At 67.9% G+C, this 26,344-nt stretch carries 27 protein-coding genes; 7 read left to right on the top strand and 20 right to left on the bottom strand.

From position 1 onward, the window contains the following. Positions 1 to 336 precede the first annotated feature (336 nt). The 5 genes from egtB (at position 337) to H0X90_RS12655 (ending at position 4,029) form a co-directional block, all read left to right on the top strand. Positions 337 to 1,563 (top strand): ergothioneine biosynthesis protein EgtB, encoded by a 1,227-nt coding sequence (egtB, locus tag H0X90_RS12675; RefSeq protein ID WP_077056006.1) that lies wholly within the window; start codon positions 337 to 339, stop codon positions 1,561 to 1,563. After that, positions 1,547 to 2,560, top strand: a complete 1,014-nt coding sequence (egtD, locus tag H0X90_RS12670) for an L-histidine N(alpha)-methyltransferase (protein ID WP_077190324.1) — start codon at positions 1,547 to 1,549, stop codon at positions 2,558 to 2,560. Before egtB ends, egtD begins: the two co-directional genes overlap by 17 nt. Before the next feature lie 296 nt (positions 2,561 to 2,856). Further along, positions 2,857 to 3,159 (top strand): hypothetical protein, encoded by a 303-nt coding sequence (locus tag H0X90_RS12665; protein WP_006477218.1) that lies wholly within the window; start codon positions 2,857 to 2,859, stop codon positions 3,157 to 3,159. A gap of 53 nt (positions 3,160 to 3,212) precedes the next feature. Further along, positions 3,213 to 3,467 (top strand): glycine zipper 2TM domain protein, encoded by a 255-nt coding sequence (locus H0X90_RS12660; protein ID WP_006487314.1) that lies wholly within the window; start codon positions 3,213 to 3,215, stop codon positions 3,465 to 3,467. Positions 3,468 to 3,654: 187 nt separating this feature from the next. Then, complete coding sequence (locus H0X90_RS12655; RefSeq protein WP_077190323.1) at positions 3,655 to 4,029, top strand: hypothetical protein; 375 nt, start codon at positions 3,655 to 3,657, stop codon at positions 4,027 to 4,029. 266 nt (positions 4,030 to 4,295) lie between these two features. Here H0X90_RS12655 and H0X90_RS12650 read toward each other — a convergent pair whose 3' ends face one another. The 17 genes from H0X90_RS12650 to H0X90_RS12570 form a co-directional block, all read right to left on the bottom strand. Next, positions 4,296 to 7,328, bottom strand: a complete 3,033-nt coding sequence (locus H0X90_RS12650; protein ID WP_077190322.1) for a type III restriction-modification system endonuclease — start codon at positions 7,326 to 7,328, stop codon at positions 4,296 to 4,298. After that, on the bottom strand, positions 7,328 to 9,346 hold the full coding sequence (locus H0X90_RS12645; RefSeq protein ID WP_034178472.1) for a site-specific DNA-methyltransferase: 2,019 nt from the start codon (positions 9,344 to 9,346) through the stop codon (positions 7,328 to 7,330). The genes H0X90_RS12650 and H0X90_RS12645 overlap by 1 nt, the downstream gene beginning before the upstream one ends. A 346-nt stretch (positions 9,347 to 9,692) precedes the next feature. Further along, positions 9,693 to 10,820, bottom strand: coding sequence for a porin (locus tag H0X90_RS12640; RefSeq protein ID WP_077190321.1), 1,128 nt, complete (start codon positions 10,818 to 10,820; stop codon positions 9,693 to 9,695). Positions 10,821 to 11,102: 282 nt separating this feature from the next. Continuing rightward, positions 11,103 to 11,780, bottom strand: a complete 678-nt coding sequence (locus H0X90_RS12635; RefSeq protein ID WP_006491276.1) for a response regulator — start codon at positions 11,778 to 11,780, stop codon at positions 11,103 to 11,105. Positions 11,781 to 11,793: 13 nt separating this feature from the next. Beyond that, positions 11,794 to 13,161: a sensor histidine kinase gene (locus H0X90_RS12630; protein ID WP_058902042.1), complete on the bottom strand. Its 1,368-nt coding sequence runs from the start codon at positions 13,159 to 13,161 to the stop codon at positions 11,794 to 11,796. Between the two features lie 87 nt (positions 13,162 to 13,248). Further along, complete coding sequence (locus H0X90_RS12625; RefSeq protein ID WP_006491277.1) at positions 13,249 to 14,097, bottom strand: ABC transporter permease; 849 nt, start codon at positions 14,095 to 14,097, stop codon at positions 13,249 to 13,251. A gap of 58 nt (positions 14,098 to 14,155) precedes the next feature. Next, entirely contained in the window at positions 14,156 to 14,953 is a 798-nt protein-coding gene (locus tag H0X90_RS12620; RefSeq protein WP_006491292.1) for an ABC transporter ATP-binding protein, read from the bottom strand. Positions 14,954 to 15,063: 110 nt separating this feature from the next. Further along, positions 15,064 to 16,068 carry an ABC transporter substrate-binding protein gene (locus H0X90_RS12615; RefSeq protein ID WP_048984971.1) on the bottom strand — a complete coding sequence of 335 codons (1,005 nt, stop codon included), beginning with the start codon at positions 16,066 to 16,068 and terminating at the stop codon, positions 15,064 to 15,066. 184 nt (positions 16,069 to 16,252) lie between these two features. After that, positions 16,253 to 17,035, bottom strand: a complete 783-nt coding sequence (gene fliR, locus H0X90_RS12610; protein WP_006491278.1) for a flagellar biosynthetic protein FliR — start codon at positions 17,033 to 17,035, stop codon at positions 16,253 to 16,255. 30 nt (positions 17,036 to 17,065) lie between these two features. Beyond that, positions 17,066 to 17,338: a flagellar biosynthesis protein FliQ gene (gene fliQ, locus H0X90_RS12605; RefSeq protein WP_077190319.1), complete on the bottom strand. Its 273-nt coding sequence runs from the start codon at positions 17,336 to 17,338 to the stop codon at positions 17,066 to 17,068. A gap of 19 nt (positions 17,339 to 17,357) precedes the next feature. Beyond that, positions 17,358 to 18,119 (bottom strand): flagellar type III secretion system pore protein FliP, encoded by a 762-nt coding sequence (gene fliP / locus H0X90_RS12600; RefSeq protein ID WP_006491273.1) that lies wholly within the window; start codon positions 18,117 to 18,119, stop codon positions 17,358 to 17,360. Positions 18,120 to 18,155: 36 nt separating this feature from the next. Continuing rightward, positions 18,156 to 18,731, bottom strand: a complete 576-nt coding sequence (fliO, locus tag H0X90_RS12595; protein WP_077190317.1) for a flagellar biosynthetic protein FliO — start codon at positions 18,729 to 18,731, stop codon at positions 18,156 to 18,158. Then, positions 18,728 to 19,216, bottom strand: coding sequence for a flagellar motor switch protein FliN (fliN, locus tag H0X90_RS12590; protein ID WP_006491286.1), 489 nt, complete (start codon positions 19,214 to 19,216; stop codon positions 18,728 to 18,730). The genes fliO and fliN overlap by 4 nt, the downstream gene beginning before the upstream one ends. Continuing rightward, positions 19,209 to 20,207, bottom strand: coding sequence for a flagellar motor switch protein FliM (fliM, locus tag H0X90_RS12585; protein WP_006477232.1), 999 nt, complete (start codon positions 20,205 to 20,207; stop codon positions 19,209 to 19,211). The genes fliN and fliM overlap by 8 nt, the downstream gene beginning before the upstream one ends. A 22-nt stretch (positions 20,208 to 20,229) precedes the next feature. Further along, positions 20,230 to 20,730, bottom strand: a complete 501-nt coding sequence (fliL, locus tag H0X90_RS12580) for a flagellar basal body-associated protein FliL (protein ID WP_006491281.1) — start codon at positions 20,728 to 20,730, stop codon at positions 20,230 to 20,232. Positions 20,731 to 20,970: 240 nt separating this feature from the next. Then, positions 20,971 to 21,693: an LrgB family protein gene (locus tag H0X90_RS12575; RefSeq protein ID WP_006491274.1), complete on the bottom strand. Its 723-nt coding sequence runs from the start codon at positions 21,691 to 21,693 to the stop codon at positions 20,971 to 20,973. Positions 21,694 to 21,706: 13 nt separating this feature from the next. Further along, entirely contained in the window at positions 21,707 to 22,180 is a 474-nt protein-coding gene (locus H0X90_RS12570; protein ID WP_006491291.1) for a CidA/LrgA family protein, read from the bottom strand. Between the two features lie 141 nt (positions 22,181 to 22,321). Between H0X90_RS12570 and H0X90_RS12565 the strand changes: the two genes are divergently transcribed. Further along, on the top strand, positions 22,322 to 23,248 hold the full coding sequence (locus H0X90_RS12565) for a LysR family transcriptional regulator (protein ID WP_006491270.1): 927 nt from the start codon (positions 22,322 to 22,324) through the stop codon (positions 23,246 to 23,248). 30 nt (positions 23,249 to 23,278) lie between these two features. Here the strand turns inward: H0X90_RS12565 and H0X90_RS12560 are convergent, their stop codons facing one another. From H0X90_RS12560 to H0X90_RS12550, 3 genes are all read right to left on the bottom strand, one after another. Further along, positions 23,279 to 23,530, bottom strand: a complete 252-nt coding sequence (locus H0X90_RS12560; RefSeq protein WP_006495400.1) for a type II toxin-antitoxin system Phd/YefM family antitoxin — start codon at positions 23,528 to 23,530, stop codon at positions 23,279 to 23,281. Positions 23,531 to 23,626: 96 nt separating this feature from the next. After that, entirely contained in the window at positions 23,627 to 25,189 is a 1,563-nt protein-coding gene (locus H0X90_RS12555; RefSeq protein WP_006491289.1) for a DHA2 family efflux MFS transporter permease subunit, read from the bottom strand. 177 nt (positions 25,190 to 25,366) lie between these two features. Next, entirely contained in the window at positions 25,367 to 25,855 is a 489-nt protein-coding gene (locus H0X90_RS12550) for a MarR family winged helix-turn-helix transcriptional regulator (protein WP_077190316.1), read from the bottom strand. A 174-nt stretch (positions 25,856 to 26,029) separates the two neighbouring features. On the opposite strand from H0X90_RS12550, the gene H0X90_RS12545 reads away from it, so the two are divergent. Then, positions 26,030 to 26,314, top strand: coding sequence for a hypothetical protein (locus H0X90_RS12545; protein WP_012492985.1), 285 nt, complete (start codon positions 26,030 to 26,032; stop codon positions 26,312 to 26,314). Positions 26,315 to 26,344: the final 30 nt, after the last annotated feature.

Raw genomic sequence — 26,344 nt, 5'->3', positions numbered from 1 at the left:
GGAGTGCGCAGCCGCGGGCATGGGTATTGCATCCGCCGGCCGAGCCCCGTCGCGACCGGCGCCGACGGTCCGTTGCACATGCGATGCCGACATCACGAATGCTTTCATTTTTCTTTCTTTTTCGTTTCACCCGAAATCCGATTCGCGACGTTCACATTTCTGGACCATACTGTTCTGCACGGGCAGATGAAGTGACGCCGCATCCGCGGCCCGGCGCGCGCGCCGGCTGCCCGACGACGCAGCAGCAAATCGCACGTCAGCCGCGCGCATTCGAGCGCAAGGCTTTCCCTTTTCCGGCAACGCAACGCAGCGAATCGCGACGTGGACGGTAAACCGATGAGCCTTCTTGCATCCCAGCTTCAGCGCCGTTACCAGGACGTGCGCGCCCATAGCGTCGCGCTGACCGCGACGCTGTCCGCCGAAGACCAGGCCGTGCAGTCGATGCCGGACGCGAGTCCGACGAAATGGCACCTCGCGCATACGACCTGGTTCTTCGAAACCGTCGTGCTGATGCGCCGCGTGCCCGGCTACGCGCCGTTCGACGACGCATTCCAGTTCCTCTTCAATTCCTATTACGAAGCGCTCGGCCCGCGCCATCCGCGGCCGCAGCGCGGGCTGCTCACGCGTCCGTCGCTCGACGAGGTGCATGCATATCGGCAATACGTCGACGATGCGATGCTGCGCGCGCTGGCCGGCGCCGATGCGGCGCTGCTCGACGCGATCGCGCCCGAGCTCGTGCTCGGCCTGCATCACGAGCAGCAGCATCAGGAGCTGATCGTCACCGACATGCTCCATGCGTTCTCGTGCAACCCGTTGCGGCCGGCATTCCGGCCGCGCACGGGCGACGAGGCCGGATGCGCGCTCGCCGCGGGCGACGCCGGCCCGTTGCGCTGGCTGCACCAGCCCGGCGGGCTCGTCGAGATCGGCCACGATGGCGACGCGTTCTCGTTCGACAACGAACGGCCGCGTCACACCGCGCTCGTGCGGCCGTACGAGATCGCCAACCGCCTCGTGACGAACGCGGAATTCGCGGCGTTCGTCGCCGACGGCGGCTATACGCGCCCCGAGTTCTGGCTGTCCGACGGCTGGGCCATGGTGCAGCGGGAAGGGTGGCAAGGGCCCGCGTACTGGATGCCGGACGACGACGATGCGGCCGCCACGCGCGTGCGGCGGACCTTCGGCCTGCACGGCGTCGAGCCGCTCGCACCCGACGCGCCGGTGTGCCACGTGAGCTTCTACGAAGCGGCCGCGTATGCGGAATGGGCCGGCGCGCGGCTGCCGACCGAATTCGAATGGGAAACCGCGTTCGCGGCCGACGGTATCCGGCAGATGCTCGGCCACGTGTGGCAGTGGACGCGGTCGTCCTACGAGCCGTATCCGGGCTTTCGGCCGCTCGCCGGGGTCGCGGCCGAATACAACGGCAAGTTCATGGTCGGCCAGCAGGTCCTGCGCGGCAGCAGCATCGCGACGCCGCCCGGGCACGAACGGCCGACGTACCGCAATTTCTTTCCGCCGGCGGCACGCTGGCAATTCACGGGAGTGCGACTTGCGCGAGACGTCTGACCTGACGGCCACGAGCGGTGGCCTGCAACCCGCCCGCGATTCGCGGCCGAGCGCGTTCGAGCGCGACCTGATCGACGGACTGTCGCGCACGCCGCGCAGCATCCCGCCGAAATACTTCTACGATGCAGCCGGCTCCGCGCTGTTCGACCGCATTTGCGAACTGCCCGAGTACTATCCGACGCGCACCGAGCTCGGCATCCTGCGCGATCGCGCGGCCGAGATCGTGCAGCGCGTCGGCCCGCATGCGGACATCGTCGAGTTCGGCGCGGGTTCGCTCGAGAAGATCCGCGTGCTGCTCGACGCATTCGCGAACAATTACGCGAACGCACCGGCGCGCTACGTGCCGGTCGACATCTCCGCCGATTACCTGCACGGCGCGGCCGCGCGGCTGCGGGCGGCCTATCCGTGGCTCGACGTCGCGCCGCTCGCGGCCGACTACACGAAGGCCGAGCAACTGGCCGCGCTGACCGAGACGCCGCGGCGGCGCATCGGCTTCTTTCCCGGCTCGACGATCGGCAACTTCTCGCCGGAAGAGGCCAACACGTTCCTGCGCGACGCGGCGCGGCTGCTGCGCGGCGGCGGCCTGCTGGTCGGCGCCGATCTCGTGAAGGACGAGCGTACGCTGCATCACGCGTACAACGACGCGCAGGGCGTGACCGCGCAGTTCAACCTGAACCTGCTGGTGCGCGCGAACGCGGAGCTCGGCGCGGACTTCGACGTCGACGCGTTCTCGCACTGCGCGTTCTACGATCGCGGGCGGCAGCGCATCGAGATGCATCTGATCAGCGACGTCGCGCAGACCGTGCACGTGCGCGGCCACGTGTTCCGTTTCGAAGCCGGCGAACGCATCCATACGGAGAATTCGCACAAGTTCACGATCGACGGCTTTCATGCGATGGCGCGCCGCGCCGGGTTCGAACCCGATACCGTGTGGACCGACGCGGACAACCTGTTCAGCGTGCACTGGCTGCGCAGCGTCGACGATATCCGCGCGTAACGCAGCGCTGCTGCGAACCGCTCGCGCCGCGAAGGTGAGGGCGGTTCGCTCGCGATGCCCACCGGCGGGTTCGATCCCGTTGCCCGGTTTCGTGCCGAAAATTCCCCTTTTTACCGACCCGACGCATCGTTGCAACGGGGTGTGGAACGCCGCCTCTTCCTTGTCCCGCAAGGCTTTGCGGGCACCCGTAAACGTCCGTTACCTGTCTCGCATACCCGTTTCACCTGTGTCAGCGTCCGGTGCCTAGACTCCGAACCGTATTCACATGAAGCACGACACGTGCAGGGAGTCGCGAGATGAGCAAGAAACTGATTCTCGGTGCAGTTCTCGGTGTAGCGGCGCTGGCAGCCTCGGGCGTCGCATCGGCCCACGTCGACCTGTCGGTCGGCATCGGCGTGCCGGGCGTCTACACGGCGCCGGCGCCGGTCTACGTCGCGCCGCCGCCGCCGGTGATGTACGCGCCGGTCGGCTATCGCGATGACGACTGGCGTGCGCGTCAGTGGCGTGAACACGAGTGGCGCCGCCGTGAATGGCGCGAGCACGAGTGGCGCGAGCGCGCCTGGCGTGACGGTGGCGGCTGGCGCGGCCGTTGGGACTGAGCGCGACCGGCTCACGAGCGCACTGATCACGACGACCTGAGGAGAGTGATCACATGAATCCCATCCGGTACATCGGACGGTATGCAACCGCCGCAGTCGTTGCGCTCGCAACGATCGGCAGCGCGCACGCGGCGGGCTGCATGAAGGGCGCGGTGGTCGGCGGGGTGGCCGGCCACTACGCGGGACACCACGCGGTGGTTGGCGCGGTCGGCGGCTGTATCGTCGGCCATCACATGGCGAAGAAGCAGGCGCAAGAGCAGGCCGCGCAGCACAAGGCCGCCGTGCAGGGCATGCAGCCGGCGCAGTAAGCGACCTCGTTACCGGGGCGATGCCGTGGCGTCGCTCCGGTGCTTCGTTCCGGCGTTCATGCGCGCACCGAATTGATCCGACGAATGCGTGCCGCACGCGTCGTTACGATCATTTACAACGTCGTGTGGCGCGAATGTCGCGCGTTCATAAAATGCAGTCACACAAACGCGCTCCAGGGAGCACCAGATGAAACAGCAACGATATCTGTCCGTCCTGACGGTCGCGCTGCTCGCGCTCGGCTCGGTGTCCGCCCATGCGGCGGCCGGCGGCAATGGCGGTGGCGGGGGCAACGGCGGCGGTCATGGCGCAGGCGGCTCGGGCGGCAACGCGGGCGGCATGTCCGGCGGCCACATGAGCGGCCAGGCGCTGAGCAACTCGAACGGCATGCACGCGGGCGACCGCGACAAGGGCCTCGCGCGCGCGGCCGACCGTTCCGACACGATCGCCGATCGCGCCGGCACGCAGCCGGGCCGCGGTCACTCGCACGCGCATGGCCATACCGCCCATGCGTCGACGTCCACGCATCATTCGCATCGCAACGCATTCGGCCGCACGCTGTAAGCTCGGCCAGCGAATGCAGGAGAAGGGCGCTTCGGCGCCCTTTTTTCATGGTGAAAACGCAACGTGGCCGGCGACCGGAAACATCGTGCCGACCCGATTTGCAACCAGCCGTAACCGCCGAGCCCGCCCGCGAGAATACGGATTGCTTTCACGCGAATGACAGGATGAAAACCGGCCGGAGCAACAGGCGACACGCGGGCACCCGGCACGATCGATAAAAGCCGAGCCACGCCGAAAAAAAGGGCGGCTCGTCGCCGCCCTTCGTCTTACCGCCCGCCGCCCGCCGGCGGCGCACCGGAGGCCGATTCGAACAACGCATCCGCCCGCCCGACGCGCACGAAGCGCGCCGCGTCGTCGCCATCGACCAGCGCGCGGAAATGCGCGTCGCCGCACGCGAGCTTCGCGCGCTCGTGCTCGCTCGGCACGTGGCCGTCGGCATTCGGCGTATCGACGACGAAGTACAGCCGCTCGCCGCCGTCCTGTTCCGCAAGCACGGCCCAGTCCGGGTGATAGCTGCCGAGCGGCGTCTGCACGCGGAACCACGCCGGCAGCTTCGCGTACAGCTTCACGCCGTCGTGCGCTTCGAGCGCATCGGCGAACGCGCGCTCGGCGTCCGTCTCGCACACCACCGCTTCGTGGATCGACTTGCGCGCGTCCGGCCGCAGGTTGCGCAGGTAGCCGGTCAGCGCCTCGCTCTCGAACGATTCGAGCGCATGCACGTGGCGCTCGCCGAGCTTGCGGTACGCGATGCCCGCGACGAGCGCGAGCCGCTTGCAGCGGTTGATCGCATCGGCCGCGACCGCGATGAACTGCTGCGGATTCACGCGGAAATCGTCGAGCCGGCCGCTGTCCGCGAGGATCGTCGCGAGCGAGCGACGCGTGAGCTGCGTGCGGTCCTGCAGCTCGGTGAGCAGGTCGGGCAGCGGCAATTCGCCTTCGTCGAGCAGCACGGTGCCGGCGCCGGCCACCTCGATCGCCTCGATGCCGGCCTTGCCGATGTCGATCTCGGCCTTGCGCCACTGCAGCCGCGCCCGTGCGATGTCCGGCGCGTCGCGCAACGCGGCCGTGCAGTCGCGCACCAGCTTCGCGTTGTCGAACTCGACGCGGTACACGGTGCGATGGCGAATGCGATCCCACAGCGCGCGGAAATCCTCGCCGAACACGACGGCCTTGCCCGACGCATCGCGCCGCAACGCGATCGCGCGGCGCTCGTCGGCGTTGCGCACCGCGAAGCGGCCGGACAGCTTGCGCAGCGTCGCGACGATCGGCGCGCGCAGCCGCTCGAACGCGTCCGGCAGCACGAGCGCGCTCTGGCGCAGCGCATCCTTCAGCCGGTCGAGCACCTTGCCCTGCGCGTCGACGTAGCCCTGCTCGTGCAGATGGTTCCACAGCACGCGCGACAGCTCGATGCCGAGCGCATGCGCGGGGCCGTCGTCTTCCTGCACGGGCAGCGCCGCGAACTGGTGTTGCTCGACGATCCCGAAGCGGATGCCCGTATCGGCCTCGATTTCCTTCTGGAGATTTTCCGCGAACGACTCGTAGCGCTCGGTCGCGATCACGGTGAGCGTGTTGACGCCCGCGTCGCGCACGCGTTCGCCGTCCTGGTCGACCGCGAGGCGCAGCCCGCGGCCGAGCGTCTGGCGGCGCTCGCGTTCGGTCTGGATGTCGCGCAGCGTGCAGATCTGGAACACGTTCGGGTTGTCCCAGCCTTCCTTCAGCGCCGAGTGCGAGAAGATGAACTTCAGCGGCGTGTCGAACGACAGCAGCGCTTCCTTCTCGCGCATGATCAGGCCGTATGCGCGCTCCGCGTTCTCGCGGGCCGCCGCGCTGCTTTCGCTCGTGTCGGTCCAGCCGCCCTTGCGGTCGATCGAGAAGTAGCCGTTGTGCGCACGCTCGACCTCGAGGGCGATGTCGACGCCGTCGAACAGCGCACGGTAGGCCGGTACGCGGGCCGCGCGCGCATATTCCTCTTCGAAGATCAGCGCGTAGTCGCCCTTCACCGGCATGCCGTTCTCGTCGTAGCGGCGATAGCGTTCGACCGAATCGACGAAGAACAGCGACAGCACCTTCACGCCGCGCTCGGCCAGGCGCAGCTCCTTGTCGAGATGCTCGCGGATCGTGCGGCGGATCATCTCGCGCTGCACGGCGAGCGTGTCGATGTCGCCGAACGCCTCGCCGAGCGACAGGAACGCCTCGCCTTCCGGATGGCGCAGCTCGACGTATTCGGCGCCCTTGACCGCATGCACTTCGCCGATCCGCAGCCCCGCATACAGCGCGCGCTTGGTCAGGCGCTCGAGATCGTCGCCGTCGGTGGCCGACACGATCTGGCGCTTCACGCCGGCCGCGGTCGCGACGTCGAGCTCGACGCGCGCGCTGATCGCGCCGCGCCGGTTCGACACGCCGACGAGCCGCACGTACGGCTTGTTGTGCGCATCCTCGACGATCGCCGACGCGATCTCGATCTGCTTGACGAGCTTGCGCTCGTACGCGTCGACCGCATCGAGCCGGTACACCATGTGGTGACGGTCGACGTGGGTGGCCGAATAGCGCAGCGTGCAGAGCGGCGCCATCGCGGCGAGCGCTTCGCGCCCGCGCCCTTCGAGGCCGCCGTCGACGCTTTGCGGCTCGTCGACGATCACGATCGGCCGCGTCGCGCGGATCAGGTCGATCGGCTTCTCGCCGCCGGTCTTCTCGCTGTCCTTGTAGAGGTTGTTGATCTCTTTCTTGTTGATCGCGGCGACCGTCATCACCATGATCTGGATCGCCGCGCTCGCCGCGAAGTGGCGCACCTGGCCGAGCTTCGCGGAGTCGTACAGGAAGTAGTCGTACGGCACGCCCGCGTACAGCGCGCGGAAGTGATCCTCGGTGATCGCGAGCGTCTTGTGCACGCCTTCCTTGATCGCGATCGACGGCACGACGATCACGAACTTCGTGAAGCCGTAGCGGCGGTTCAGCTCGAAGATCGTGCGCAGGTACACGTAGGTCTTGCCGGTGCCGGTCTCCATCTCGACGGTGAAGTCGCGCGAGCCGGGCAGGCCGGACGGCGGCAGCCCGCCGCGCAGCTGCACGTCGGCGAGATTGCGCGCGAGCGCGTCGTCGGTCAGCGACAGCCGGTTGCCGACGCCTTGCTCCGACACCGCGAAGCCGAGCGAGCCTTGCGCGGCGGCCGTCGTGCCGGGCGCGGCGTTCGCGAACACGCTGAAGTCGCCGCGATACGATTCCTGGCCGCGAAACAGGTCGCACACGGCGTCGATCGCCTCGCGCTGGTAGTCGAGATCCGCTTCGAAATGCAGCCGCATCACAGGCTCCGCACGCGCTTCACGCCGTGCTGTTCGAGCAGCGCGGCGAGATTGAGCTTCGCGACGTCGTCGACGAAGCCGCTGTCGCGGAACAGGCACGTGACGTCGCGCGACGCGCCGGTGGCGTCGAGCAGGTCGACGATGCCGTCGGCGAGCGGGCCCGCGTCGTCGCGCGACAGGCGCGCATCGAAGCACGCGACGATCGCGCGCCCGATCAGGTGCACCGTCTTGCCGGCCACCTGGTGATGCTCGACCGGCGTGCACAGGTCGAGGCCGAGCTTGAGCGTCAGCTCGGCGAGCAGGTCGTCCTCGGTGCGGCCGGTCTTCACGTGTTCGACGGACGCGAAGAGCGCATGGTCGAAGTCGTCGCGGCGCGGGTCCCACTCGATCACGTTGGTCGTGTCGAGCCGGTACACGCGAAAGCCGAGGTCGCCATAGCTTTCCGGATAGTCGCGCGCGACCTGCTGCGCGGCGCGGCGCAGGCGTTCCTTCGTGATTTCGGCGAGCGTCAGCGGTTTTTTCAGCTTCGCGCAGAAATCGGCGGCGGCCGTCTGCGTCTTGTCGCGGCGGTCGAGCGCCTCGGGCAGCTGCACGAGGATGTAGCGGCGCGCGCCGCCGTCGGTCGCGTTCACCTGCATGACAGCGTGGCCGGTCGAGCCGGAGCCGGCGAAGCAGTCGAGCACGATGTCGTCGCCGCGCGTGCACCAGCCGATCACGGCCGCCGCGAAGTCGACCGGCTTCGGCAGGTCGAACGGGATGCCGAGCGTCTTCAGCAGCGCGTCGTCGGAGCCGGCGAACGGCAGCACCGACGGCACGTTCTCGTACATGTTCTCGTCGAGGTAGTAGATCCGCTGCGGCTGCGTGGTTTCATCCGGGCCGAATTCGATCTGGCCGCGTTCGAGCAGCGCCTGCATCGTCGCCGGCGGGTTGCGCCAGCCGCGCGCCGGCATCGCGCACGGCTTGCCGGTGACCGGGTGGATCAGCGGCGTGAAATATTCTTCGGGCGCCTTCTTCTTGTTCGGCCAGGCCATCGACACGAGGCGGTACACGCGGCCTTCCGCGGACAGCCGGTCGTACATCACCTCGCCGCCGGACAGGTTGGTCTGCGCCTTCATCCACGCGCGGTACGCCTTCTGCGCGTCCTTCGGGTTGCCGCTGCGGTACACCGCGTCGTGCGCGGCGTCGAGCATGCGCTGCGCGTTGCGCTTCGGGCGCTTGAGCGGCGCCCGTTCGAGCAGCGTCTCGGCGTTGCGCGCGAACAGCACCAGCGATTCGTGCTGGTACGCGACGCCGCGCGCGTCGCCCTTCGGGTTGCGCTTGTCCCACACGGCCACGCCGAGCTCGTTTTCCTCGCCGAAGATCTCGCGCAGCATCAGCACCAGCGCATGCACTTCGTGCTCGTCGATGTGCACCGCGATCAGCCCTTCGTCGGACAGCAGCGCGTGCGCGAGCTTCAGGCGCGGATACATCATGTTCAGCCAGTCGGTGTGGAACCGGCCGTTCGCCTCGGTGTTGGTGCTGCGCTTCACGCCGGCTTCGGTCTGGCCCGTCATCGCCAGGTAGTGGCGGATGCTGTCGCTGAAGTCGTCCGGATAGACGAAATCGCTGCCGGTGTTGTACGGCGGATCGATGTAGACGAGCTTCACCTTGCCGGCGTAGCTCTTGTGCAGCAGCTTCATCACGTCGAGGTTGTCGCCCTCGATCACCAGATGGCGCGTGTCGTCCCACGCGACGCTGTCGTCGGGGCAGGGCCGCAGCGTGCCCGTCGACGGCGTGAGCGCGGCCTGGCGCGCGGCGCGCTTGCCGTGCCAGTGGAAGCCGTAGCGCTCGTCGGCGTCGCCGACCGTGCGCTCGCCGACCAGCGCCTTCAGCACGTCGACGTCGACCGACGCGCCGTGCGGGCCTTCGGTCACGAGTTCGGGGAACAGCGCCTTCAGGCGCGCGACGTTGTCGGCGGTGAAATCCGTCGACATCGCCTGCGGGCTGGCCGCATCGAGTTTCTGCATCGTCTTTTCCATCGGAACCCGGCCGCGCGCGCCAGGACGTCGGGCGCGCTCACGGCACCGGCGGCAACGGCCGCCCGGGCAAACCCGAAACGCTAGCGAGTCGGTCGGCGCAGGTCAAGCGCCGATGTGGGCCGGGCGCGTGCGCATCGGCCGCGATCGCCCGCCGGACGGGCCGCGAGCGGGTTCGGGCCGGTTGTCGCACGGGGCGGCCGGCGGGCGCGCGACGGCGCCGCGCAAAGGCTGAAAAAGGACGAAAAAAAGGGCACGGTCGGCGCAAGCGCCGGCGTGCCCGCATGGAGAATCCCGGAAGGAGGGTGCGGCAGGGCCCGGCGGGCCCCGCCCGGATGACCGCCTCGGGTCAGAAGCGCGTGCGGATGCCCGACGTCAGTTCGAGCTGGTTCTTCGCGCCGAACGTCGACGACACCGTGTAGCCGCCGTGCAGCTTCATGTAGTCGCCGGCCAGGTACACCTCGGTGCGCTTGCTCAGGTGATAGAACACCGACCCGTAGATCGTCTCCTTGAAGCCATTGGCGACGCCGTTGGTCAGGCTGAACGCGCCGAGGTTGGCGTTCGGCGTGAAGCCGTCCGCGTTGTTCGCGGCGTTCTTGATGCGCATCTGCTGGTAGCCGAGCTCGTAGTCGAGCGCGCCCTTCGGCGCGATCTTCATCGACACCGTCCACGAATCGTCGTGGCGCTGGCCGAGCGGGCCCTGGTCGCCGTTGTAGCGGAAGTAGCCGGCATTCAGGCGCACGATGTCGAACGTGTAGTTGCCGCCGACCGAGAACGTCTGGTTCCGGAAGCCGTTGTGGTTCACGTGGTTGTAGAAGCCCGACACGGCGAACGGCCCGCCGTTGTAGCCGAGCGCGGCCTGGTACGCGGAGCCGGTCGCGAACGACGTCGAGTTGCTGAACTGGTAGCCGGCGCTCGCGAAGATGCCGTTGCTGAACAGCTTCTTCCACGCGATGCCGTTGTTGTAGCGCGTGCCGGTCGGGCCGGCCGCGTAGAAGATCATCTGCTTGAAGTTGTTCGAGTTGGTCCAGCCGCCCTCCTCGGTCGACAGCTTCGCGGAGCCGTACGCGTCGCCGTAGATCGTCGCCGCATCGCGCGCGATCGTGTTCTGGAAGCCGGCCGTCAGCTTGCCGAAGCGCTCGTCCTCGACGCCGACCCACGCGTCGCGGTCGAAGATCTGGCCTTCGTCTTCCATCTGGCCGTTCGCGACCACGAATTCGCTTTCCAGGCGGAAGATGATCTTCGTGCCGCCGCCGATGTCTTCAGCGCCTTTCAGGCCCCAGCGGCTGCCGCTGAACCACGGTTCGCCTTCGTTGCCCATCCCGATCACGTGCTTGCCGTTCGCATCGGCATGGGTCCGGTAGGTCGGAAAGCTCAGGTCCATCAGGCCGTAGAGCTGCACGCTCGACTGCGCATGCGCATGGCCGGCGCACAGGCCCGCCGCCGCGATGGAAAGGGCAAGGGTTTTTCGTTTCAAGATCGTCTCCTCCGAGCTGCCGCATTGAAATCCGGTCGTTGGCAGTACGTAATGTATGCCGAATCTTGCCGGCCACAGCGAGCGGGCCGACGCATAGCATCGTAGAGGGGGCAATCCTTCACGGCGCTTTCCCGGCGGAAAGAATCGGATCGGTGAAAACACCGAACGCGCAGCCATCACGGATCGGGCACGCGAGCGGAAGCGGTTCTGCCGGACGTCGGGCAGGCTTCGACGATGATTCGCGCTACGAATTGATGTGCGGAAGGCGGGAAGCGCGCCGCGTCAATCGTGCGCGCTCTTCATGCGCAGGATGTAGCCGAGCCCGCGCAGCGTGATGATCTCGGCCGTGCTGCCGGCGAGATGCTTGCGCAGCCGGTGGATGTAGATGTCGATCGCGTCGGCGCTGGGCTCGTCGTCGAGCGCGAACACGCTGTCCATCAGTCGCGCCTTCGACACCGTCTTGTTCTGCTGCAACATCAGCGTTTCGAGGATCGCGTGCTCGCGGCGGCGCAGCGCGAGCACCGCGTCGCCACAGCGGAATTCGCGCGTGCCGAACGCATAGACGAGGTCGCCGCACACGAGCTGGGTCGTGCCGACGCCGGCCTGCCGGCGGATCAGCGCACGGATGCGCGCCACCAGCTCGCGCGACTCGAACGGCTTCACGACGTAATCGTCGGCGCCCGCGCCGAAGCAGTCGACCTTGTCGTCGACCGAGCCGTGCGCGGTCAGCATCAGCACCGGCACGTTGTCATTGCGGCGCCGCAGCCGTGCGAGCACTTCCTTGCCGCTGATGCCGGGCAGGCGCATGTCGAGCAGCACCGCGTCGTAGCGTTCGGTCTTGAGCACCGTGTCGGCCCGTTCGCCGTCGCCGACGCAGTCGACCGCGAAATCCTCGCCGCGCAGCAGGTTCACGATCCAGTGCGCGAGCTCGGCGTTGTCTTCGACCAGCAAAAGTTTCATGACGGCGTTCTCTTCAATCGAAAGCGGGCAACCGCACGGTCACGACGATCCCGCGATTGCCGGGCCCCGGCGCGAGCGACACGCTGCCGCCGTGCGCCTGCGCAATTTCGCGGACGATCGCGAGCCCGAGGCCCGAGCCGTCGGTGTCGGCCGACACGCGGTAGAACCGCTTGAATACGTGCGGTCGCGCTTCGGCCGGGATGCCGGGGCCGTCGTCGACCACGTCGAGCACGATCGCCTCGCCGTCGCGCCGCGCGCAGACCGTCACGCAGCCGCCCGGCTGGGTGTAGCGCACCGCGTTGTCGACGAGGTTCATCACCAGCGCGGTGAGCAGGCTGTCGCTGCCCGCGACGTCGAGCCGCTCGCCGAGATCCGCGCCGAGGTCGATGTCGCGCCGCTGCGCGAGCACGATCGTCTCCTCCAGCACGCTCGACACCACCGCGGCCAGGTCGACGCGCTGGGTCAGGAGCGTCGACGGCGTCGCTTCCGCGTGCGCGAGCAGCAGCAGCTTGTCGGTCACGTCGGCCATCTTGCGGCTGCTGCGCTGCATGCTGTCGAGCACCGACGCGAGTTCACGATCGTCGTTGCCGCGCTGCTGCGCGTACTGGATCTGCGTGTCGAGCACCGCGATCGGCGTGCGCAGCTGGTGCGCGGCATCCGCGATGAAGCGGCGCTGCGTGGCCGTGTGCGTGTTCAGGCGCGCGATGCACTGGTTGATCGCGTCGACGATCGGCCGCAGTTCGTATTGCAGCCGCTCCGGGCGGATCGGCTCGAGTTCCATCGGCCCGCGGTCGGCAACGTCGTCCTTCAGCTTCATCAGCGGGCGCAGCTCGAAGGTGAGGCCGAGATAGACGAGCACCACCGCGAGCACCAGCATCAGCGACAGGCGCACGAGCTGCGGCCGCCAGATCGTCGCGACCATCGCGCCGTACGAACGCGTCGTCTTCGCGACGACCACGGTGACCGTCTCGACCTGCCCCTCGTCGTACAGCTGGCGGTCGTAGGCCACCGCGCGCAGCGGCACGCCGTCGAGCGACGTGTCGTACAGCGTCGGCTCGATGCCGTGCCGCGCGGGCAGGTCGAGCGCCGGATTGCCGGCGAGCAGGCGGTCGTGGCCGTCGATCACCTTGTAGAACACCGAGTCGCCCGACGGCGATTCGAAGATCTCCAGCGCGGCAGGCGGCACATCGGCCGCCGGCCGGCCGTTGCGCCATTCGACGTCCTCGCCGATCGTGCGCGCGGACGCGACGAGCGCGCTGTCCTGCACGAGCGCGGCCGTGGTCCGCGCGGTGTCGTACGACATCGCGCCGGCGATCAGCACGAACACCGCGAGCGGCAGCAGCAGCCACCACAGCAGTCGTCCGCGCAGGCTGTGCGCCATCCTGTTGCGCTCCTTCCCGGAAATGCCGAACCGCGCCGGGGTCGCCGGCGCGGTCGGGGTGTCATGTCAGGCGCCGGCGGGCGGCGTTCAGAACGCCGCGGGGCGCCACTTCAGCAGCCGCTTCTCGATCCGCGTCAGCAGGTAGTCGGCGGCCAGCGCGACCACGGCCAGCACGATCATCGCCGCGAACACGCCGCTCGCGTTGAACGCGCCCTGGGCGGTGGAGATTAACAGCCCGATCCCTTGCTTGGAACCCAGGAATTCGCCGACCACCGCACCGACCAGCGCGAAGCCGAAGCTCACGTGCAGGCTCGCGAGAATCCAGGAGAGCGCGGACGGGATCACGACCGACGTGGTGATCTGCCGGCGCGACGCGCCGAGGATCTGCGCGTTCGCGATCAGGTAGCGATCCGCTTCGCGCACGCCCTGGAACGCGTTGCCGAACACGACGAAGAACACCATCACGACGGCCAGCGCGATCTTCGACGCCATCCCGAGGCCGAGCGCGATCACGAACACCGAGCCGAGCACGACGCGCGGAATCGAGTTCGCGATCTGGATGTACAGGCCGAACACGTCGGCCATCAGCTTGTTGCGGCCGAGCACGATCCCGCAGATCACGCCGGCCACCGAGCCGATCAGGAAGCCGATCGCGGTTTCCTCGAGCGTGACCCACACCTGCGTGAGCAGCGGACCCTGCGACGTGCCGTTCACGAACCAGTCCTGGATCTGCGCGAAGATCAGCGACGGCATCGAGAAGAAGAACGGATCGATCCATTTCAGCCGGGCGGCGAGTTCCCACCCGCCCAGCACGATCACGAGTACGGCGATCCGCAGCGTGACGATCAGCGTGCGCCGGCGGCGCAGCCGGCGTTGCGCGGCGCGCTCGTCGTCCTCGAGCGTGGTCGCCGGAAGGGCGGTGGTGGGAAGCGTCATGTCGGTCATGCTCCTGTCCTTGCTGTTTCTTGCCGGTGCTTGTCGTGCGGCGTATGCGTCAGCCGATCTGCACTTCTTCGCGCAGGTCGTGCCAGATGTCCTTGGAAATTTCGATGAAGCGTGCGTCGTAGCGCACTTCCGACATGACGCGCGGGCGCGGCAGGTCGATTTCATACACGCGCTTGAGCGTCGCGGGGCGGGCGGTCAGCACGAACACGCGGTCGGCGAGCGCGATCGCTTCCTCGAGATCGTGCGTGACGAACACGACCGACCCCTTGTTCGCGGACCACAGCTGCAGCAGCTCGTCCTGCATCAGCGTGCGGGTCTGCATGTCGAGCGCGGAGAACGGCTCGTCCATCAGCAGGATCTCCGGCTGGTTGATGAAGGTCTGCGCGAGCGCGACGCGCTTTCTCATCCCGCCGGAGAGCTGGTGCGGGTAGTGTTTGGTGAACTTGTCGAGGCCGACCTTGCGGATCCACTCCTCGGCCTGCGCGTACGCGACGTCCTTCGAGCGGCCGCGAAACAGCGGGCCGGCCGCGACGTTGTCGATCACGTTGCGCCACGGGAACACGGCGTCGGCCTGGAACACGAAGCCGATGCGCGGGTCGATCCCGTCGACCGGGCGGCCCATCACGCGGACTTCGCCCGACACGGGCTTGAGCAGCCCGGTGATCAGGTTCAGCGTGGTCGACTTGCCGCAGCCGGTCGGGCCGACGATCGCGATGAATTCGCCGCGCGCGACGCTCATGCTGAAGTCGCGCAACGCGACGGTGGCCTTGCCTTCCGGCGAAATGAAGCGGCACGACACATTGCGAAACTCGATCGCCGGTGTGCTCGGGGAGACTGCCTGATTCATCGCATCGATCCTGCGGGTGAGGAGGGCGTCGCAGTGGCGGCGCCGGGCCGGTCAACCGGGCCGGAACGGGGAACGCGCGGCGGCGGGATCGCCGCCGCCGGCGTCGCGGCTTACTTTGCGTTCACGAAATCGTTCGTATAGGTGCGCGCCAGGTCGATGTGCTTGCCCTTCACCGACGGGTTGAACGCCGACAGCACCTTCAGCACGGTCGCCGGGCCGTCGGCCGGCATCTTGCCGTCGGCCGTGTACATCGGTAGCGACGCCTTCAGCGCGGCCACGTACAGCGCCTTGTCCTTCTGGTAGTCGGCCGGCATCTTCGCGGCGATTTCGTCGGCGCTGTGCGTGTGGATGAACTGCATCGTCTTCGCGAACGCGTGCGCGAGCTTGGTCGCCTCCGCCTTGTGCGCATCGGCCCACGCCGACTGCACGTACAGGCTCGCGGCCGGGTAGGTGCCGCCGAGCGCGGCGCGCGTGCCGTCCAGCGTGCGCAGGTCGACCAGCACCTTCGCGTCGCCCATCTTCTCGAGCGCGGACACCGTCGGCTCGGTCGTCATCCCGGCGTCGATGCGGCCCTGCTTGATCGCGGCGATGAAGCTCGCGTCGGCGCCGACCGGCAGCATCGTGTACTGCGTCGACGGCACGCCGTGCTGCAGCGCAAGGTATTGGGTGAGGAAGCTCGTCGACGAGCCGAGGCCCGTCACGCCGAGCGTCTTGCCCTTCGCGTCGGCCATCGACTTGAAGGTCGGCGCGGCCTTGGTCGAGACCATCTCGACTTCGCCCGGCACCTGGCCGAACACGGCGATCGCCTTCACGTCCTTGCCCTTGCTCTGCAGGTCGATGGTGTGATCGTAGAAGCCGACGACGCCTTGCACGGCGCCCGCGAGCAGCTCGTTCTCGGCGTCGACGCCGGCCGGCTGCGACAGCAGTTCGACGTCGAGCCCTTCGGCCTTGAAGTTGCCGAGCTCCTGCGTGAGCCGCGCGGGCAGGTAGATCAGCTTCGCGATCCCGCCGACCATGATCGTGATCTTGCCGCCGTCGTCGGCGAACGCGGGATGAGCGGCGAGCGCGCAGCTCAGGCTGGCTGCAACGGCGAGGGTGCGCAGGATGGGTCGCATCGGGGTCGTCTCCTTCGTTGTATTCGTATGGCGCGATGCTTGCTGCATCGTCATCACGAGTATAGGGAGGCGAAACCTTCCGCAACCTTTCGCGGGTCGGCGGTTCGTTTAGGGGTTTTCCAGCAACGGGGGCGGAATGGGGGCGACCGGCGCCGAAGCGGGTCGACAGGGGACCGCGGGGCGTCTAGCGCCAGCCGAGCAACACCCGCCCCATCGCATCGAGCCCCATGTCGAACAGGTGCGACACGAACGGCACCAGGTTCGGCACCATCAGTTGCACGAGCAACAGCCCGACGAGCATCGTCACCGGAAAGCCGACCTGGAATACGCCGATCTGCGGCGCCGCGCGGTTCAGGATGCCGAGCGCGAGGTTCGCGATCAGCAGCGCCGCGACCACCGGCAGCGCGAGCAGCAGCCCCATCTCGAACACGACCGCGCCGAAGGTGGCGAGCGTGCGCCAGCCCGGCGCGTGCAGCAGGTCGCCCGACACCGGCAGCGACTGGAACGACGCGGCGAGCGCCGCGAACATCTGCAGGTGGCCGTCCACCGCGAGGAACGCGAGCATCGCGACCGCGTTCAGGAAACGGCCCATCACGGGTGTCGCGCCGCTCGTGTGCGGATCGAAGAAGGTCGCGAAGCCGAGGCCCATCGACAGCCCGATGAAGTCGCCGGCCGCCTCGACGGCCGCGAACACGAGCTGCATCGTGAAGCCCATCGCGACGCCGATCAGGAATTGCGTGACGAGGATCCAGATGCCCGGCGCGGAGAACACGGTGACGTCCGGCATCGCGCCGAGCGTCGGCGCGACGACCAGCGCCATGAACGCGGCCAGGCCGATCTTCACGCGCACCGGCACCGCCGCGTGGCCGACGACGGGCGCCGTCGCGACGAGCGCGAGCATTCGCACGAACGGCCACAGGAACGCCGTGAGCCAGCCGTTGAGCTGCGCGTAGGTAACCGAGAACATCGTCGCGGAACGGGGCTGCCGGCGCGCGGCTCAGCCGACGCCGATTGTCGCGACGTGCAGCAGCGTCTGCCGCAGGTAGTCGAGCATCGTCGTCAGCATCCACGGGCCGGCGATCACGAGCGTCGCGGCGACCGCGAGCAGCTTCGGGATGAACGACAACGTCGCTTCGTTGATCTGCGTCGCGGCCTGGAACAGGCTCACGACGAGGCCGACCGCGAGCGCGACGAGCAGCAGCGGGGCCGCGAGCAGCAGGCCGACCATCATCGCCTGGTGCGCGAGCGTCATCACTTGTTCGGGCGTCATCGCGTGATCCCTCCGCGGCTTACGTGAAGCTCTGCGCGAGCGAGCCGATCAGCAGCTGCCAGCCGTCGACCAGCACGAACAGCATCAGCTTGAACGGCAGCGACACGGTGGACGGCGACACCATCATCATCCCCATCGACATCAGCACGCTCGCGACGACCATGTCGATGATCAGGAACGGGATGAACACCGTGAAGCCGATCTGGAAACCGGTCTTCAGCTCGCTCGTGACGAACGCGGGCACCAGCAGCGACAGCGGCACGTCGTCGGGGCCCTGCATCGGCGCGGCCTTCGAGATCTTCGCGAACAGCGCGAGGTCGGTCTCGCGGGTCTGCTTCAGCATGAAGGTCTTGAACGGCGCGACGCCGCGCTGCACGGCCTGCTCCATCGGCATCGAGCCGTCGGAGAACGGCTTGTAGCCGTCGTTGTACGCGCGGTCGAGCACCGGCGACATCACGAAGAAGGTGAGGAACATCGCGAGGCCGACGAGCACCTGGTTCGGCGGCGTCGTCGCGGTGCCGAGCGCCTGGCGCAGCAGCGACAGCACGATGATGATGCGCGTGAAGCTCGTCATCATCAGCAGCATCGCCGGCAGGAACGACAGCATCGTGAGCAGCAGCATCGTCTGCACGCTCAGCGAATAGGTGGTGCCGCCGTGCGGCCCCGGGCTCGCGTTGAACGCGGGCAGGCCGTTCGCCTGCGCATACGCGAGCGCAGGGGCGAGACAGAGGATCAGCACGGGCGCGACGCGCGCCGCGTGACGCAGGAATGCGTGTTTCATCGGAATGCGGAGACTGGAAGAGGGCGCGGCGCCATGTCAGCGGTCCTTGCCACGCCCGAGGCGTTTCGCGGCTTCGCCCGCGAGCGCGTCGCGAAACCGCGAGCCGAACGTGCCGGGCAGGCCGGCGTCGGGCGCATGGCCGCCGGCGGACGCGTCGGCCGGCGCCGACCCCGCGGTCGCGGTGGCCGCCACCGAGGCGGCCGGCAGCGTATGCAGCAATCGCACGTTGCCCGGCGCGACGCCGAGCACGAGCCAGGTGTCGCCGATCTCGACGATCGTCGCGCTTTCCTTCGCGCCGAGCCCGACGCTCGACACGACCTTGAGCGGGCCGCCGCGCCGCGCGGGCTGGAAGCCGAAGCGGCGCGCGAGCCACGCGCACGCGAACACGAGGCCGATCACGACCGCGAGCCCGACGAGCGTCTGCAGCACCGCGCCGATGCCGAGCGACGGCGCGGCCGAGCCGACCGTCACGCTCGACGCGATCGAACCGGGGTGGTTCACCGCGTTCATGTCCGCGGCGCCGGCCGGCGTGCACACGAGCGACGCGACGACGGCAAGCACCGTCGCCGCCATCGCGCGGCACACACGCTGGCCGGGCTTGACGACGTTCATCGATTCAGCTTCCGGATACGTTCGGCCGGCGTGATGATGTCGGTGAGGCGAATGCCGAACTTGTCGTTGACCACCACGACTTCGCCCTGCGCGATCAGGCAGCCGTTCACGAGCACGTCCATCGGCTCGCCGGCCATGCCGTCGAGCTCGACGACCGACCCCTGCGCGAGCTGCAGCAGGTTGCGGATCGCGATCTTCGTGCGGCCGAGCTCCACGGTCATCTTGACCGGGATGTCGAGGATCATCTCGATGTCGTTGTGCGTCGAGCTCGCCGCGGCCTTCGACAGCGGCTGGAACACGCCGGCGCCCGTCGCCCCGGCCGCCACCGGCTGCTGGTTCTGCTCGGCGAGCGCGGCCGCCCAGTCGTCCATGCCCGGATCCTCGTCGGCCGCGGCCGGCGCCTGCGCGTCGGCGGCCGACGCCGCGAGCGCTGCATCGGCCATCGCCTGCATGTCGTCGTCGGGCGTCTGGTTCAGCTCACTCATATCCACCTTCCTTCATCGAATCGCTCGCGCCGATCATCTTCTGCACGCGCAACGCATATTGACCATTGAAAATTCCGTAGCCGCATTCCATCACCGGCACGCCGTCGACCTTCGCGGTGATCGTGTCCTCGATCTCGAGCGGCAGCACGTCGCCCGCGCGCAGGTTCAGGATCTTCTCGAACGTCGACGAGATCTCGGCGAGATTCGCGGTCAGCTCGACCTCGGCGGCCTGCACCTGCTGCGACAGCACGCGCACCCAGCGGCGGTCGACTTCGAGCGCCTCGCCCTGGATCGGCGAGCTGAGCACGTCGCGGATCGGCTCGATCATCGAGTACGGCATGCAGATGTGCAGCGTGCCGCCCGTCGGCCCGAACTCGATCGAGAACTGCGTGACGATCACGATCTCGTTCGGCGTTGCGACGTTCGCGAACTGCGTGTGCATCTCCGAGCGCACGAATTCGAACTGCAGCGGCCGCACGCTCTTCCACGCGGTCGTGTAGTGCTCGAACACGAGGTTCAGCAGCTTGCCGATGATCCGCTGCTCGGTGGCCGTGAAGTCGCGGCCCTCGACACGCGTGTGGAAGCGCCCGTCGCCGCCGAACAGGTTGTCGACGACGAAGAACACGAGGTTCGGGTCGAACACGAACAGCGACGTGCCGCGCAGCGGTTTCACGTGCACCAGGTTCAGGTTGGTCGGGATCGGCAGGTTGCGGGTGAATTCGCTGTACTTCTGCACCTTCACCTGGCTGACGGAGATTTCCGCCGTACGCCGCATGAAGTTGAAGATGCCGATCCGCAACAGGCGCGCGAAGCGGTCGTTGATGATCTCGAGGCCGGGCATCCGGCCGCGGACGATTCGCTCCTGCGTCGCGATGTTGTAGGGGCGGACGCCCGATGTGTCGCGCTGCTCGTCGACTGCATCGGTTTCGCCCGTGACGCCCTTGAGGAGGGCATCGACCTCCTCCTGGGACATGAACTCCTGGTGACCCATACGCGCTCCTTTCGCGGCCGCGTTACTGGACGACGAACTCGGTGAACAGGACGTCGTCGACCTTCGCGCGCTGGTTGCCCGGCTGCGTCGGCTGCTCGATCAGCTCCCGCAGCTCCGTCGCGAGCGAACGTTTGCCGTCCGGCGTCGCAAGCTCCTCGGGATGCTTGTTCGACAGCGCGAGCAGGATCCGGCTGCGGATTTCCGGCATCCGCGCGGTCAGTTGCTCCTGCGCCTTCGGGTCGGTGAGTTTCAGCGACAGGCCGACGCGCAGGTAGTGCTGCGCGCCGTCGTCGGACTGCAGGTTCACGGTCAGCGGGTCGAGCGGGAAAAACACCGGCGCGGCCAGCGGCGCCGGCTCGGCGGGCGCGCTCGCGTGGCCGACGCCTGCCTTGCCCAGGAACACGTACATGCCGCCGGCGGCGGCGGCAGCCGCGCCCAGCGCGATGACGGCGATGAGCGCGATGCGCTTGAACTTGCCGGACGAAGCCGGCTTGTCGGCGGTCGGGTTTGCGGTCGTGGCCATGTGAATGCGTGCGTGATGTCTCGTAGCATGCATTGTTCGGCATCCGGGCCGAGGCCGATGGGCGGAAAAGAGGGGGGAATTGCGGCTATCTCAGCCGATTGTCGGCCGGCGCGGCTCGATGCAGGGCAGGAACGGCGGGGAAACGATCCCCGGGGAGGAGCGGAGTGCGGCCGGCGGGAACAGACCGTCAGGCGAGGAACGCGGCAGGGCGGCGAGCGGCGCCCGCCCGCGCATCCGTCGTCAGATCGGCAGCAGCGTGAGCAGCGGCGCGATCAGCACCATCGCGACGCCCGCGATCATCATCGTCAGGCTCGACACGACGCCTTCCTCGCTGCCGATCTCGCGCGCCTTCGCGGTGCCCACGCCGTGGGCGGCCGCGCCGAACAGCGCGCCGCGCGCGAGCCGCGTGCGCATCGGCACGAGCGCCAGCACGAGCTCGCCGAGCAGCATCCCGCAGATGCCGGTCGCGATCACGAACAGGGCCGTGAGGTCCTTCGGCGCATGGATCTTGTCGGACACGGCGAGCGCGAACGGCGTCGACACCGAGCGCGTCATCAGCGAGCGCTGCAGCTCGGGCGACAGGTGCAGCAGCTTCGCGAGCAGCAGCGACCCGCATACGCCCGCCGCGATCCCGACCGCGACGCCGACCGACAGCGACAGCCAGTGGCGACGGATCAGGTCGCGATAGTCGTAGATCGGCACCGCGAACGCGATCGTCGCCGGGCCGAGCAGCCACATCAGCCAGCGCGTGTCGCGGAAATAGACCGAATACGGGATGCCGGTCAGCAGCACGAGCAGCACCAGCACGCCCGGCACGAACACGAGCGGCGAGAACAGCAGCGTTTTCTTGTACGCATAGAGCCGCTTCGACGCGAAATACAGCACGACGGTCAGCACGAAGCAGCCGACGGAGATCGCGGTATTCACCCGGTCGGCGGGCAGGTTCGATAGCGCGGCGAGCATGAACGGCTCCGGCTCAGTGCGCGATGGCGCTCAGGCGCGCGCGGCGGCGTTCCGCGAACACGCGCTGCGCGGCGAGCCGGCGTTCGAGCTTCGCGGCGAGATCGACCGCGACGGCCACCGCGACCATCACGAACGCGGTGCCGGCGAGCATCACCAGCGCGATGCGCCAGCCGTCCTCGCGGAACAGCCCGCCGTACTGCACGGCCGCGACGGCGGCCGGCACGAAGAACAGCAGCATGTCGGACAGCAGCCAGTTCGCGCCGTCCTTCACCCACGCCGGCGCGACGCGACCCGAGAACAGCAGCACGAGCAGCACCGCGAGGCCGATCACGCCGGACGGAATCGGCAGCCCGACCTTGCGCACGGCCCAGTCGACCGCCATCCACAGCACGCCGAGCGCGGCGGCCTGCAGCACGATCCGGCCCGTGTGCGCGAGGCTGCCCGAAGCAGCGGGGCGGGCGGCGGCAGTGGCGGTCGGCTTGTTCATGGCGGGCTCCATACAGATGTTTCTGTCAATGGAGCAAGTATAGGGTTTCCCCTAACCATAAATAAAATGACTTGTCTCTATCCTTGTCATTCCAATTCGGAATTCGCTTGCATTCAGCCGCACCAATCTGGGGAGTGATCGATGGAATTGCGCGCACTGCGGTACTTCGTCGAGGTGGTTCGTCAGCAGAGCTTCACCGCGGCGGCCGACAAGCTGTTCGTCACGCAGCCGACCATCAGCAAGATGGTGAAGGCGCTGGAAGACGAGATCGGTTCGCCGCTGTTGCTGCGCGACGGCCGGCAGATGGTGCTGACCGACGCCGGGCGGATCGTGTTCCAGCGCGGCCAGGACGTGCTGGCCGCGCAGGCGCAGCTGCAATCGGAGCTGAACGATCTCGGCACGCTCGGACGCGGCGAGCTGACGATCGGCATTCCGCCGCTCGGCGGTTCGCTGTTCACGCCGATCATCGCCGCGTACAAGCAGCGCTACCCGAACATCGAGCTGAAGCTGTTCGAGCAGGGCGCGCGGATGATCGAGGCCGCGCTGACGTCGGGCGAGCTGGAGCTCGGCGGGCTGCTGGAGCCGGTCGATCCCGGCACGTTCGAGCGGCTGCCGATGGTGCGCGCGCCGCTGTGGCTCGTCGCGCCGCGCGAGTCGCGCTGGGAGGACCACGCGGCCGTGCCGCTCGCGGATCTCGCGCGCGAATCGTTCGTGTTCTATGCGGAAAGCCTCGCGCTGCACGACGCGGTGCTCGATGCGTGCCGGCAGGCCGGCTTCACGCCGTCGATCGTGAGCCGCAGCGGCCACTGGGATTTCATGGCCGCGCTCGTGCATGCGGGCGTCGGCATCGCGCTGCTGCCCGAGCCGTATTGCCGGCGGCTCGACGCGGGGCAGTTCACGTGCCGGCCGATCGTCGAGCCGGAAATCACGTGGGCGATCGCGCTCGGCTGGCTGAAGAAGGGCTACCTGTCGCACGCGGCGCGCGCCTGGCTCGACGTCGCGCGGGCGACGCTGCCGCTCGCGCCGGCCGACGATCTCGCGTTCGGCGGCTTGCGGGCGCGGGAGTGAGGCAAGGACGAGACGTTCGGCACGCTGATTTCATTCAGTGCCGTCGAATCTGTTTCGAATCGTGTCGGCGTGCAACGCATCGAAATCCTCGGGGACCCGAATCTGCCCCTTCATGAATCCGACCCGCGATACCGGAGCAAGCGTCGGTGCCGAGGCAATCGGCACGACTTTGACCAGCGGCTTGCCGTCGTTCTCGATGACGAACGGTTCACCAGAACGAATTGCGTCATCGATCAAAAGCGACAGGTTCCTTGTCGCATCACGTAGGTCATAAGTCGGCATTTCACTGTTCCGCGAGTCCGGGTCGGCCAGCTTAGCTCTTTATCTATGTGGCGGACGCCGCATGGGCGGCGTGCCGGGAACCCGAACGCGACCGCCTCAATGCCCCATCGCCGGCCCCGCGCCCTTCTTGGGCTTCGTGATCCACACGAGCGCCGCGAGCGCGATGAACACGCCCGCCGACAGATGGAAGAAGTCGTTGGTCGCCATCATGAAGCCCTGCTGCGTGACGAGCTGGTTGAGTTGCGCATTGGCCGTCTGCCCGACGATGCCGAGCTGCGCGAGCGCGCCCTGGTAGTCGGTCGTGTTCTGCGCGTAGACGCTCACCGATTCCGACAGCCGCGCATGATGGTAGATCGCGTCGTTCTCCCAGAACGTCGAGCTGGCCGCGGTGCCGATCGCGCCGGACAGCGTGCGCAGGAAGTTCGACAATCCCGACGCGCTCGCGAGCCGCTCGTCGGAGATGCTCGACAGCGTGATCGTCGTCATCGGCACGAAGAAGCACGCGACGCCGATGCCCTGCACGAGCCGCGGCAGGATCACGTGGTTGAACGGCACGTCGAGCGTAAACGTCGCGTTCCACAGCGACACGCCCGCGAACACGATGAACGCGAAGCTCGCGACCATCCGCAGGTCGAGCCGGTGCATGTTGCGGCCGATCAGCGGCGACAGCACCAGCGCGAGCAGCCCGACCGGCGCGGTCGCGAGGCCAGCCTTGCCGGCCGTGTAGCCCATCACCGTCTGCAGCCACAGCGGGAAGATCACGACCGAGCCGAAGAACGCCATGAAGCCGAACGAGATGATCAGCGCGCCGAGCGCGAAGTTGCGGTCCTTGAACAGCGACAGGTCGACCACCGGCTCCTTCTCGGTCGCCTCCCACACGAGCATGAACGCGAGCGACACGACGGCGATCAGCGCGAGCGCGACGATGAACGACGAGTTGAACCAGTCGCGGTCCTTGCCGAGGTCGAGCATCATCTGCAGGCACGACACGCCGATCACGAGCAGCGCGAGGCCGATCGCGTCGATCCGCTGCTTCGACGTCTTCGTTTCGCGGCCGCGCAGCAGGAAGTACGCGCAGGTCGCCGAGAACACGCCGATCGGCAGGTTGATGTAGAAGATCCACGGCCACGTGTAGTTGTCGCTGATCCAGCCGCCCAGCAACGGGCCGAAGATCGGCGCGACGATCACCGTCATCGCCCATAGCCCGAGCGCGAGCCCGCGTTTCGCGGGCGGGTAGCTGCGCATCAGGATCGTCTGCGACAGCGGCACCATCGGCCCCGACACGAGGCCTTGCAGCAGCCGGAACGCGATCAGCGTCTCGAAGTTGGTCGCGAGGCCGCACAGCGCCGACGCGATCGTGAACGCGAGCACCGACAGCGTGAAGAGGCGCACCTCGCCGACCCGGCGCGCGAGCCAGCCGGTGAGCGGCACCGCGATCGCGGACGCGACCGAGTACGACGAAATCACCCACGTGCCTTCGCTCGTCGCGACGCCGAGGCTACCCGAGATGGTCGGCACCGCGACGTTCGCGATCGACGTGTCGAGCACTTCCATGAAGGTGCCGAGCGCGAGCCCGACGGTCAGCAGCGCGAGTGCGCCGCCGGTCAGCGGTGCGGGTTCGGCGGCGGGGGAGGGGGCGGATGCCGTGGTGGCGGACATCGGAATCTCCTAGACGCGGCGCGCGCGACGCGCCGGCACAACGCACGGGCGCGCGACGCAGCGCGGCCCGGCCGGGTGGAATGAAAAAGGGAAAAAGCGGAGCGCGTGCCTCGTCATCTTCTGCCCAGACAGAGAAATAAGCGAATGCTTAACCTAGACATGAGGGCTCCGCGCACATCAGCAGTCGGGTTCGTCGGGCTTCGGGCAGCCGGTCGAGCCGGGCCCGTTGGCGATGAAACGCTGCAGCAGGCCGGTGAGCGTCGCCAGTTCGTCGGCCGAAAAGCCCTCCAGTTGCGCGTTGAGCGCGGTCGCGACCAGCGACGGCAGCGCGCGGGCGGCTTCGAGGCCGCGCTCGGTCAGCGTCAGCTCGACCATCCGACGGTCCTGCTCGCTGCGCGCGCGTGCGATCAGCCCCTTGCGTTCGAGCCGGTCGAGCATGCGCGTCATCGAGCCGCTGTCGTACGACATCTTGCGGGACAGTTCGAACGGCGTGCGCGCGTAGCCGCGCGACAGCAGCAGGATCACGCCGATCTGCTGCGCGGTGAGGTCGAGCGGCTCGAGCGCGCGATCCATCCGCTCGACGAGCGCCTGCTTCGCCTTCGACAGGTAATAGCCGAGGCTCGTTTCCAGCGCGATGTTCTCGGGATCGTAGAGGCCGCCGGTCATACGATTGCGCGCGCAGCAACAGTGCGTTTCGGGTTAAAACGCGCCCAGTATCTTGAAAAATGATTGCTTAGTCAATATTATTTGAGTCAACCAGTTACGACGTGCATGTTGCACTGCCGGAGACTATGTTCTGACCGATTGGCCCGCGCTGCCGGGCACCCGAGGATGTTCGCGATGCTGTTCCTGAAAAATGCCGCCGGCGCGCTGCGCCGCAACCTGACCGATACCGCTCATCATGTGTTCTCCGGGCCGCACCGCGGCTGGAAGATCGCGCTGTATGTGACGATGCTGGTCGTGCCTGGCGGCTCGCTCGCGGCGCTCGGGTTCGCATGGTTCGATCATCGCCGGCAGCGCAACGCGAAGGGCGGCGCCCGCCGTACGAGCCAGCCGGCCGTGACGGAGCCGTCGACATGGCGGGCCGCCGCCGAACCCGTCCCGGTGCCCGTGCGCTGCCACTGACGCTGCACCGCTCCCGCCGCTCTCCGCACG

The sequence above is a fragment of the Burkholderia sp. 9775_39 genome, from assembly GCF_015712225.1.
Classification (GTDB): Bacteria; Pseudomonadota; Gammaproteobacteria; order Burkholderiales; family Burkholderiaceae; genus Burkholderia; species Burkholderia cenocepacia.
The sequence above is the reverse complement of the archived record's forward strand: the minus strand, read 5'-3'. Positions and strand labels throughout refer to the sequence as shown.

What these genes read in the sequence shown, in the direction of transcription:
- egtB (WP_077056006.1), top strand. Translation starts at nt 337, where the DNA reads ATGAGCCTTCTTGCATCCCAGCTTCAGCGCCGTTACCAGGACGTGCGC.
- H0X90_RS12665 (WP_006477218.1), top strand. Translation starts at nt 2,857, where the DNA reads ATGAGCAAGAAACTGATTCTCGGTGCAGTTCTCGGTGTAGCGGCGCTG.
- H0X90_RS12660 (WP_006487314.1), top strand. Translation starts at nt 3,213, where the DNA reads ATGAATCCCATCCGGTACATCGGACGGTATGCAACCGCCGCAGTCGTT.
- H0X90_RS12655 (WP_077190323.1), top strand. Translation starts at nt 3,655, where the DNA reads ATGAAACAGCAACGATATCTGTCCGTCCTGACGGTCGCGCTGCTCGCG.
- H0X90_RS12650 (WP_077190322.1), bottom strand. Translation starts at nt 7,328, where the DNA reads ATGCGGCTGCATTTCGAAGCGGATCTCGACTACCAGCGCGAGGCGATC.
- H0X90_RS12645 (WP_034178472.1), bottom strand. Translation starts at nt 9,346, where the DNA reads ATGGAAAAGACGATGCAGAAACTCGATGCGGCCAGCCCGCAGGCGATG.
- H0X90_RS12635 (WP_006491276.1), bottom strand. Translation starts at nt 11,780, where the DNA reads ATGAAACTTTTGCTGGTCGAAGACAACGCCGAGCTCGCGCACTGGATC.
- H0X90_RS12630 (WP_058902042.1), bottom strand. Translation starts at nt 13,161, where the DNA reads ATGGCGCACAGCCTGCGCGGACGACTGCTGTGGTGGCTGCTGCTGCCG.
- H0X90_RS12625 (WP_006491277.1), bottom strand. Translation starts at nt 14,097, where the DNA reads ATGACGCTTCCCACCACCGCCCTTCCGGCGACCACGCTCGAGGACGAC.
- H0X90_RS12620 (WP_006491292.1), bottom strand. Translation starts at nt 14,953, where the DNA reads ATGAATCAGGCAGTCTCCCCGAGCACACCGGCGATCGAGTTTCGCAAT.
- H0X90_RS12615 (WP_048984971.1), bottom strand. Translation starts at nt 16,068, where the DNA reads ATGCGACCCATCCTGCGCACCCTCGCCGTTGCAGCCAGCCTGAGCTGC.
- fliR (WP_006491278.1), bottom strand. Translation starts at nt 17,035, where the DNA reads ATGTTCTCGGTTACCTACGCGCAGCTCAACGGCTGGCTCACGGCGTTC.
- fliQ (WP_077190319.1), bottom strand. Translation starts at nt 17,338, where the DNA reads ATGACGCCCGAACAAGTGATGACGCTCGCGCACCAGGCGATGATGGTC.
- fliP (WP_006491273.1), bottom strand. Translation starts at nt 18,119, where the DNA reads ATGAAACACGCATTCCTGCGTCACGCGGCGCGCGTCGCGCCCGTGCTG.
- fliO (WP_077190317.1), bottom strand. Translation starts at nt 18,731, where the DNA reads ATGAACGTCGTCAAGCCCGGCCAGCGTGTGTGCCGCGCGATGGCGGCG.
- fliN (WP_006491286.1), bottom strand. Translation starts at nt 19,216, where the DNA reads ATGAGTGAGCTGAACCAGACGCCCGACGACGACATGCAGGCGATGGCC.
- fliM (WP_006477232.1), bottom strand. Translation starts at nt 20,207, where the DNA reads ATGGGTCACCAGGAGTTCATGTCCCAGGAGGAGGTCGATGCCCTCCTC.
- fliL (WP_006491281.1), bottom strand. Translation starts at nt 20,730, where the DNA reads ATGGCCACGACCGCAAACCCGACCGCCGACAAGCCGGCTTCGTCCGGC.
- H0X90_RS12575 (WP_006491274.1), bottom strand. Translation starts at nt 21,693, where the DNA reads ATGCTCGCCGCGCTATCGAACCTGCCCGCCGACCGGGTGAATACCGCG.
- H0X90_RS12570 (WP_006491291.1), bottom strand. Translation starts at nt 22,180, where the DNA reads ATGAACAAGCCGACCGCCACTGCCGCCGCCCGCCCCGCTGCTTCGGGC.
- H0X90_RS12565 (WP_006491270.1), top strand. Translation starts at nt 22,322, where the DNA reads ATGGAATTGCGCGCACTGCGGTACTTCGTCGAGGTGGTTCGTCAGCAG.
- H0X90_RS12560 (WP_006495400.1), bottom strand. Translation starts at nt 23,530, where the DNA reads ATGCCGACTTATGACCTACGTGATGCGACAAGGAACCTGTCGCTTTTG.
- H0X90_RS12555 (WP_006491289.1), bottom strand. Translation starts at nt 25,189, where the DNA reads ATGTCCGCCACCACGGCATCCGCCCCCTCCCCCGCCGCCGAACCCGCA.
- H0X90_RS12550 (WP_077190316.1), bottom strand. Translation starts at nt 25,855, where the DNA reads ATGACCGGCGGCCTCTACGATCCCGAGAACATCGCGCTGGAAACGAGC.
- H0X90_RS12545 (WP_012492985.1), top strand. Translation starts at nt 26,030, where the DNA reads ATGCTGTTCCTGAAAAATGCCGCCGGCGCGCTGCGCCGCAACCTGACC.